The sequence below is a fragment of the Carnobacterium sp. genome (genome assembly GCF_032094055.1).
Classification (GTDB): domain Bacteria; phylum Bacillota; class Bacilli; order Lactobacillales; family Carnobacteriaceae; genus Carnobacterium_A.
Genome location: NZ_DAMDAK010000012.1, coordinates 30,450 through 30,932, shown reverse-complemented (window position 1 = coordinate 30,932; position 483 = coordinate 30,450). Strand labels below are relative to the sequence as shown.

1 pseudogene is annotated in these 483 nt (G+C 32.1%); it reads right to left on the bottom strand.

From position 1 onward, the window contains the following. Window positions 1–483 (bottom strand): annotated as a pseudogene (locus RT405_RS03330) (phosphosugar isomerase); the annotation flags it as partial.

The window sequence follows — 483 nt, the reverse complement described above, 5'->3', positions numbered from 1 at the left end:
AGATGGATCATATCCAAGTGCATGAGGAACTTTCGAACACATCAATTGAAGCGGGATAATAAAGTTAAATGTTTCCATTCCTTTAAGCTGAGTAGTTGGAATATACAAATCTGCGTAATCTACTTGTTTATTAGAAATTACAAATACATTTGGCGACCAATCAGATAACACTTCTTTCATCTTTTGAGTTCTTTTTTCTTCGCCATTGTCAAGAATGAATACTGTAGAATTTTCATCAATTGCATTATAGATACCGTGAATAAATTCTTCAAATTCATACCCAGTAACTGGACAACGAAGTGTTTCAAGAAGTTTAAGTGCACTTTCTAATGTATCACCGTATAAACTTTCTGGACCAGTGATCCGGATTTCTTTAGTATTTTTTAAAACATCTATATTCTCATCAATCCATTTTTCACCCGCTGCATAAACCTCTTCAAAATGAGAAACAGCATCTTTTATTTCTTCTATTTTTTCTTTAAA